A 7,599-nucleotide genomic window follows, 5' to 3' on the forward strand; every position below is an offset into this window, starting at 1 on the left:
CGAAAGCGGTGGGTCAGTCGGCAAAAACATCGACTGAGACACTGCTTTCGCGAGCAAGCCCGCTCCCACATTTGTACCCCGTCAAAACCACAAAAGTGCCATCACTCTGACGTCAAACTTCACACAATGACCGCTCGGCGCCTTCTGGTGTCGATTGGTCAGTTTCTCGTACTTTTCTTCTATTATCTGCTCAAGGACAGGGACAGTAATCACTGGATCGAAACAGCCTTCCGTGGAGGCTGAATACCGGATCTACCGAGGGTCGCCGCCATGTCGCGCAACCTCTGCCTCACTCGTCAATGCTTGGGTCTTGTGACCCGTATCGAATGCGCCATCAAGCCGTTGGCAGGGGATACGGGAATGTGGACTCTACTCTTCGCCGCAGGAATGGCCGGCGAACAACCCTCAGCCATCAAGGCCCAAGGCCCGTTCCATGGCCCATTCGTGGCTGAATCCATCCTCGATACCATCGTTGAAAGCCTGACATTGCATGGCTATGAGCTGGCCGATGATCCGCAAATCTGGTGCCTGCATTTGCAAGCCCAGCTGCGGGAAATCAATGGAGGCCGTTGCCGTAGCGTCGGCGGCTTCGAGTTCCGGCCCGAACATTGACCGGCACTATTGGGGCAGTTTTGACATGTCGGCCTTGTCGAGCTTGACCTCGAAGCCATAGGGGACGGTGGCGAGGTCGGTTCGTTGGTAAGTCTCCAGGCGCGTGGGTTGCCCGTAGAAGTAGTGCGCGGCAAACAGCGCCGGGCCTTCTGTGCTCGCGCCGTGATTGACGGCGAGAATTTCCTTGAGGTAATTGCCGCTGTCGTCCTTGGCGAAGAAACGCCAGTCCTGCTCGGGATACTTTTTCAGATCCACCACCAGCGTGTTGCCCTTGAGCTCAAGCCCCTTGGGCAGTTGGTGGGCGTCCAGGGTCTTTTTATCGATTGTCGCAAGAAACAACGGTACCGAGCCCACCACGTAAGCCGGTGTTTCGGGAAACAGGTTCAGGTCGTAGGTAATGCTGCCGCGCAGAGGGTCGACCTGATAGGCCTCGGGTGGCAGTTCGATGGGGTCATCGCGTTTGCCGCGGTTGTCCTCGGTGAAGAAGCTGACCGGGCTTTCGCCAGGATTGAAAGACGTCCCAAGCAGCTCATCATTGAAACTTCTCAGGTGATTGAATTCGATCCGCGCAGCGCTGGGGTCCTCGACCGATTGACTGATGCTGACGCCTTTTTTCAGTTGCTCCTCGCTCAATGTCGCACCCTTGAGCCACATCGGGGCCTGATCGTCATACACCACCACCGGCAGGTTCAGCGCCTGGATGGTTTTTTCCGTGGTGTTGCGATCGAAGCGACGTACCGGCAGGTTCAAGTCCTTGCGGGTTACCGTGACAGTGGAGAAATCCAGCAGGCTGACTTCAAGGGTTTCGATGGGGCCATTGAAATACACCTTCGAGTAATGACGTTGCTGCTTCTCAAAAGTGTGTTGCTCTCCATTGAGTTGTTTTTCCAGCGCCTCACTCCAGACCTTCTGTTGCTGCATCTTCGCCAACTGCTTTTGGTAAAAGGCGATTTGCGCAGCGGTTTGATTGATTGATCCTGAGCGCGAGAGAAATTGCCCGGTGGCATCGATTGCCTGGACGATCAGTGGGTTTAGCGCAGGCTCCCCGATTTCCGGAGCTTGCGGCGCGCTGTTGCTGAATTCGATTTCGGCGACGTTGTTGGCAAGCTTGAGCAGGGTGACGCTGAGGTTGTCATTGGTACGGGTCTGGCCCACGTCCTTTTTCGTAAAATCGAAGCTGTAGAGGCGGCGCGGCGCGATGACCTCTATCTTGCCTTGCAGGCTCACCGGTTGCGGCTGGTTCTTGATGTCGACGTCGAGGCCTTCAATGAAGGGATAGGCCACGGTCAGGTCTTCAGGATTGGTCACGTTGGAGCTCGACGGACTTAACTGGATGCCGGGATCGGTTTCCGACCATTCCGGCTGGAAGGCAATTACGCGTTTGTTGCTCAGGGTGACCGACTGCCATTCCAGGCCATGGGGAAAGAAAAAGCTGCCCGGAATGCTGAAGTTGAAGGGGAACACCGGTTGCAGGTCCGTCAGGTAGTCGGAGCTGGAGTCCTTGCGCAGCACGAACAGGCCGTTGATGTAGGTGTCGACCAGCGCCTGTGGCGTGGGGTAATGCTTGAGCACGGCCAGGACGTCTTCGCTGTACTCGGTTTCCACCGGTTTGCTTTCGAGCCTGAGTTGCGCACGTTCAAGCAGTAACAGTGAACCGCCAAGCTCGGCCACGGCATCCTTGAGTTTTGGGTCTTCGATCGCATCCAGTGACTTCTCGAACTGCGCGGTCTTTTCATCGAGGCTGACCTGGCGCTTCTCTTCACCGGGAGAGCAGGCGCTCAGCAGCAGAACCAGACAAATTCCTGCGCTCGTCAGGGGTAATCGCGCATCCATTTCCAGTCTTCCTGTCCGATGTCATTGCGATGTCAATCGTTTGGACACTAGCAGAAAAAATTTGATACACACGCGCAGGTGGCGGATTTCCCGACGGTTTCTGGCGGCTTCTGGGTGGGGACAGGTGGCTGTTATACTCGCGCCATTTCAAACTACCTGTGAGATTCAATGGAACGCTTTATCGAAAACGCAATGTACGCCTCCCGCTGGTTGCTGGCGCCCATCTACTTCGGCTTGTCCCTTGGATTGTTGGCACTGGCGCTGAAGTTTTTCCAGGAAGTCTTCCACGTCATCCCCAACGTTTTCTCGATGGCTGAATCGGACCTGATTCTGGTCTTGTTGTCGTTGATCGATATGGCGCTGGTGGGCGGTTTGCTGGTGATGGTGATGATTTCCGGTTACGAAAACTTCGTTTCCCAACTGGACATCGACGACAGCAAGGAAAAGCTCAACTGGCTGGGCACCATGGATTCTTCGTCGCTGAAGATGAAAGTGGCCGCATCGATCGTGGCGATCTCCTCCATCCATCTGCTGCGGATCTTCATGGACGCCAAGAACGTCGATCCAGAGCATTTGCAGTGGTACGTGATTATCCACATGACCTTCGTGGTGTCGGCTTTCGCCATGGGTTACCTGGATAAAGTGACCAAGCACTAAATCACTGTTGTTCGCTTTCACGCGCCGCCCGTCTGTTGCAAAAACAGACGGGCGGTGTCGTTTGCAGCTTGTGCTTTGATGCGTCGAAGCATATCCCTGTAAAGGTAATGGCTCGCCACTGCGTGAGGTGTGTTCATGAACCTGCAAGAGTTGAATGCCTATGCCGTCGCCGGGAAGGTCGATGAGCTGAACCTGATTTCGCTGGAAGGCGGAATCTACCTGCTGGAGGCGCGCATGCATGGCGCGGCCTATCCATTGAGCGATACGCACGGTCATATGATGCACCTGCGTTCGGTTGAGCATGCGCGTGATGTGCTGCGTTCCTTTCCCAAGCTGAACTTCAATCTGGTACATCACCTGGTGCACGACGAGATGTGCGGGCTCGGGGGCATTGATGAAAGCTTGAAGGTACCGATCGATCAGCGTTCCGCGCGTCAGGGCTGACGTCCCTGATCAACGATATGGCATCTGTGCTAGTCTGCTGACCCTTTTGGTTCCGGGCGCTCCGGGAAGCCGCTGTGCACGCACGGCAAGTTTCCGGGTCGTCCGCACAGCGGAGCAGTGTCATGTCCGAAGTAAATCTGTCCACCGACGAAACCCGCGTCAGCTACGGCATTGGCCGTCAGCTCGGCGACCAACTGCGCGACAACCCGCCACCGGGCGTTAGCCTGGACGCGATCCTGGCAGGTCTGACCGACGCATTCGCCGGTCTGCCAAGCCGTGTTGGCCAGGAAGAAATGTCCGCAAGCTTCAAGGTGATTCGCGAAATCATGCAAGCCGAAGCTGCAGCCAAGGCTGAAGCAGCCGCTGGCGAAGGCCTGGCTTTCCTGGCTGAAAACGCCAAGCGTGAAGGCATCACCACCCTGGCTTCCGGCCTGCAGTTCGAAGTACTGACTGCCGGTGAAGGCGCCAAGCCATCCCGTGAAGACACCGTGCGTACTCACTACCACGGCACCCTGATCGACGGCACCGTGTTCGACAGTTCCTACGATCGTGGCCAGCCTGCAGAATTCCCGGTTGGTGGCGTGATCGCTGGTTGGACCGAAGCCCTGCAACTGATGAATGCCGGCAGCAAATGGCGCCTGTACGTGCCGAGCGAACTGGCTTACGGCGCTCAAGGCGTTGGCAGCATCCCGCCGCACAGCGTGCTGGTGTTCGACGTAGAACTGCTCGACGTTCTGTAATCGACGCAACTTGTAGGAGCCGGCTTGCTGGCGATTGCATCTGCACGGTTTCAAGTCTGAACCGCGTAGCCCGCATCGCTGGCAAGCCTGCTCCTACAAGGTTTATGTGACTCATATTTCGATCTTGTGGGTCAGCTCACTGTGCGGGCGCAACGCCCTGGCATAACAGAACAGAAACAGATTCCTCACCACTTCCTTGAGCACCACCGGCTCGTTGGAGCTCAAACCATTGAGGTCCAGGTCTCCCTGATCCTGCAATTCGCTCAAGGCTTCTTCCTCAAGTACCGCACAGATTTCTCCGGTTTCCCGATGCAGGATCCTCAGGTATGGATGTGGGCGGTCTAGCCAGGCATCGATTAAATAAGTCATGGTTCTCATCTCCATTGAAGGGCATCAATGAGAATAATTCCTATTCAATAAATAGCAAGGGCCTATTGCGCGTTTGGGCTTTTTTGTGGGTAAAGATTGAGTAAGGTCAAACGGCTGGCGTTTGGCTATTGCGAGGAATGGTTGGGCGAAGCGGAAGAGGGCGAAGCACCATCCCGCAGCTGGCGCGGGATGGAATGCAGCAGGTTCAGACCTTTCTGACGAACTCGGACTTGAGCTTCATCGGGCCGATGCCGTCAATCTTGCAGTCGATGTCATGGTCGCCATCGCACAAGCGGATATTTTTGACCTTGGTGCCGACCTTGACCACCAGCGACGTACCTTTGACCTTGAGGTCCTTGATCACGGTGATGGTATCGCCGTCCTGCAGGACATTGCCGACCGAATCCTTTTTCACCGCATCATCGGACACAGCTTCGGCTTCGCCGCCGGCGGACCATTCGTGGGCGCACTCAGGGCAGATCAGCTGGGCGCCGTCTTCATAGGTGTATTCGGAATTGCATTTCGGGCAGGGTGGCAACGTGCTCACTAAGGCTCCTTGGATTCAGGATCGCTAAAAAGCGCACATTATATAGGGTTTTTCTAATGCGGGGGCCGGAAAGCAAAAGATCGCAGCCTTCGGCAGCTCCTACAGGCGTAAACAAAACCTTGTTGGAGCTGCCGAAGGCTGCGATCTTTTGACGTTGGTGTGCGATCAGTGCGTGCGAGCTACCGCAAACTCGCTCAGCTCAACCAAAGCATCGCGGTATTCGCTGGCAGGCAGCGCGTCGAGGCATTTGATCGCGCGGGCCACATAGTCACGGGCCAGTTGCGCGGTGTATTCCAGTGAGCCTGAGGCTTCCACGGCTTCACGGATGCTTTCCAGGTCTTCGATACCGCCTTTCTGGATCGCCTTGCGCACCAGGGCAGCCTGTTCCGGCGTACCTTCGCGCATGGTGTAGATCAGCGGCAGGGTCGGCTTGCCTTCGGCCAGATCGTCGCCGACGTTCTTGCCCAGGGTTTCTGCGTCGCCCTTATAATCCAGCAGGTCGTCGACCAGTTGGAAAGCCACGCCCAGGTGATCGCCGAAGGTGCGCAGTGCTTCGCTCTGTTCAGGCGTTGCACCGGCGAGGGCCGCGGCACTGTGGGTAGAGGCTTCGAAGAGCATAGCGGTCTTACCGCGGATGACCTCCATGTAGGTTTCTTCAGTGGTGCTGGCGTCGCGAACCTTCGACAGTTGCAACACTTCGCCTTCGGCGATGATGCGTGTCGCTTGCGAAAGGATTTTCATCACTGGCATGGAGCCCAGCTCAACCATCATTTCGAAAGATCGCGAATACAGGAAGTCGCCCACCAGCACGCTGGGCGCGTTGCCCCACATGGCGTTGGCGGTGGAGCGGCCACGGCGCATGCCGGACATGTCGACCACGTCGTCGTGCAGCAGGGTTGCGGTGTGCAGGAATTCGATGGTTGCGGCCAATAGTCGCATGTCATCGCCTTCACGTCCCAGGGCCTTGCCAGACAGCAGCACCAATAAAGGACGCAGGCGTTTGCCGCCGGCCGAGGTAATGTAATCGCCGATTTTCGATACCAGCGGCACTCGGGAAGTCAGCTGCTTCTTGATGATGCCGTCGACGGCGCTAAAATCGTCCGCCACCGCGCGGTAGAAAGCTTGGGGTTGCATCAGCGACAGTCGCTCCAGAAGGGTTGCGCGGCATGCTAGGACCCACGTCCGGGCCTGTCAAGGCGCGATGGACGGCCTATTGCAAGGCGCTCGTGCCTTGCGTACAATCGCGCACCCTGAACTTCCTGGGCAGCACCTGCCTTACGCAATTGCAAGCGGGCCTCCAGCCCCATGCAGCCATGCCAGCCAATACCTCTTCCTATAAAGAGCTGGGTGAGCAGGATTATCGGAGAAATACCATGTCTTATGCAGTAATCGTTACTGGCGGCAAGCAATACAAAGTCGCCCCAGGTGAATACCTGAAGATCGAAAAACTGGAAGTCGCTACCGGCGAATCCGTTACCTTTGATCGCGTTCTGTTGGTTGCCAACGGTGACGACGTGAATATCGGTGCTCCAGTTGTTGCTGGCGCTACCGTTGTGGCTGAAGTGATCTCCCAAGGTCGTCACGATAAAGTCCGCATCATCAAGTTCCGTCGCCGTAAGCACCACATGAAGCGTATGGGCCACCGCCAGTGGTACACCGAGATCAAAATCACCGGTATTCAGGCTTAATTTCAGCCTAATTCCTCACTAGGAGAATTGAACTCATGGCACACAAAAAAGCTGGTGGTAGTACCCGTAACGGTCGCGACTCAGAAGCCAAACGCCTTGGCGTGAAGATGTATGGCGGCCAGAAAATCATTCCGGGCAACATCATCGTGCGTCAGCGCGGCACCCAATTCCACGCCGGTTACGGTGTTGGCATGGGTAAAGATCACACCCTCTTCGCGAAAATCGAAGGCGTGATCAAGTTTGAAGTAAAAGGCGCGTTCAACCGCCGTTACGTGAGCGTAGTCGCCGCTTAATTGCGCGATCGCTGGAAAAGCCCTGTCTCGCGACGGGGCTTTTTCGTTTGTGGGGGGAGTCTCTTGCAAAGCTGTTTGCATGGGCTGTCGGCGTACGATGCAGGTATCGTGGTTTGGGGTCGCTGCGCTCATTTTTGCAAGAGTCTTATGTCTTGACTGTTTTTCGGCTCGTCCGTATGGCGAGAGGCGTTTGTTATGAAGTTTGTTGATGAAGTATCGATTCGCGTAAAGGCTGGTGATGGCGGCAATGGCGCCATGAGTTTCCGTCGGGAAAAATTTATCGAGAACGGTGGTCCGAACGGCGGTGATGGCGGTGACGGCGGTTCCATCTACATGATGGCCGACGAAAACCTCAACACCCTGGTGGACTACCGTTACACCCGGCACTTCGATGCCGAGCGTGGCTCCAACGGCGG

Annotated in this window: 10 protein-coding genes and 1 pseudogene; 7 read left to right on the plus strand and 4 right to left on the minus strand. The window is 56.3% G+C overall.

Annotated elements, in window-relative coordinates; translation table 11 throughout:
* Positions 1-270: 270 nt before the first annotated feature.
* On the plus strand, positions 271-612 hold the full coding sequence (locus ACRESJ_RS25995) for a hypothetical protein (RefSeq protein WP_047533476.1): 342 nt from the start codon (positions 271-273) through the stop codon (positions 610-612).
* Between the two features lie 6 nt (positions 613-618).
* On the opposite strand, the gene ACRESJ_RS26000 is transcribed toward ACRESJ_RS25995, so the two are convergent.
* Complete coding sequence (locus tag ACRESJ_RS26000; RefSeq protein WP_431760429.1) at positions 619-2,445, minus strand: hypothetical protein; 1,827 nt, start codon at positions 2,443-2,445, stop codon at positions 619-621.
* A gap of 168 nt (positions 2,446-2,613) precedes the next feature.
* Between ACRESJ_RS26000 and ACRESJ_RS26005 the strand changes: the two genes are divergently transcribed.
* The 3 genes from ACRESJ_RS26005 (at position 2,614) to ACRESJ_RS26015 (ending at position 4,286) form a co-directional block, all read left to right on the plus strand.
* Positions 2,614-3,102 (plus strand): TIGR00645 family protein, encoded by a 489-nt coding sequence (locus tag ACRESJ_RS26005; protein ID WP_007970904.1) that lies wholly within the window; start codon positions 2,614-2,616, stop codon positions 3,100-3,102.
* Between the two features lie 135 nt (positions 3,103-3,237).
* Complete coding sequence (locus ACRESJ_RS26010) at positions 3,238-3,546, plus strand: DUF6482 family protein (RefSeq protein ID WP_431760430.1); 309 nt, start codon at positions 3,238-3,240, stop codon at positions 3,544-3,546.
* A gap of 122 nt (positions 3,547-3,668) precedes the next feature.
* Positions 3,669-4,286: an FKBP-type peptidyl-prolyl cis-trans isomerase gene (locus tag ACRESJ_RS26015; RefSeq protein WP_431760431.1), complete on the plus strand. Its 618-nt coding sequence runs from the start codon at positions 3,669-3,671 to the stop codon at positions 4,284-4,286.
* A 111-nt stretch (positions 4,287-4,397) separates the two neighbouring features.
* Here ACRESJ_RS26015 and ACRESJ_RS26020 read toward each other — a convergent pair whose 3' ends face one another.
* The 3 genes from ACRESJ_RS26020 to ACRESJ_RS26030 form a co-directional block, all read right to left on the minus strand.
* Positions 4,398-4,655, minus strand: coding sequence for a PA4570 family protein (locus tag ACRESJ_RS26020; RefSeq protein WP_431760432.1), 258 nt, complete (start codon positions 4,653-4,655; stop codon positions 4,398-4,400).
* A 205-nt stretch (positions 4,656-4,860) separates the two neighbouring features.
* Complete coding sequence (locus ACRESJ_RS26025) at positions 4,861-5,202, minus strand: zinc ribbon domain-containing protein YjdM (RefSeq protein WP_137804295.1); 342 nt, start codon at positions 5,200-5,202, stop codon at positions 4,861-4,863.
* Between the two features lie 165 nt (positions 5,203-5,367).
* The gene (locus tag ACRESJ_RS26030; protein WP_431760433.1) at positions 5,368-6,336 is read right to left on the minus strand and encodes a polyprenyl synthetase family protein; all 969 of its coding nucleotides are present in this window, start codon (positions 6,334-6,336) and stop codon (positions 5,368-5,370) included.
* A gap of 239 nt (positions 6,337-6,575) precedes the next feature.
* On the opposite strand from ACRESJ_RS26030, the gene rplU reads away from it, so the two are divergent.
* The 3 genes and pseudogenes from rplU to obgE all read left to right on the plus strand — a co-directional run.
* Complete coding sequence (rplU, locus tag ACRESJ_RS26035) at positions 6,576-6,890, plus strand: 50S ribosomal protein L21 (protein ID WP_007950961.1); 315 nt, start codon at positions 6,576-6,578, stop codon at positions 6,888-6,890.
* 35 nt (positions 6,891-6,925) lie between these two features.
* Positions 6,926-7,183 (plus strand): 50S ribosomal protein L27, encoded by a 258-nt coding sequence (gene rpmA, locus ACRESJ_RS26040; protein ID WP_003176049.1) that lies wholly within the window; start codon positions 6,926-6,928, stop codon positions 7,181-7,183.
* 195 nt (positions 7,184-7,378) lie between these two features.
* A pseudogene (gene obgE, locus ACRESJ_RS26045) lies at positions 7,379-7,599 on the plus strand (GTPase ObgE); the annotation flags it as partial.

The organism is Pseudomonas sp. (assembly GCF_050739655.1).
GTDB lineage: Bacteria > Pseudomonadota > Gammaproteobacteria > Pseudomonadales > Pseudomonadaceae > Aquipseudomonas.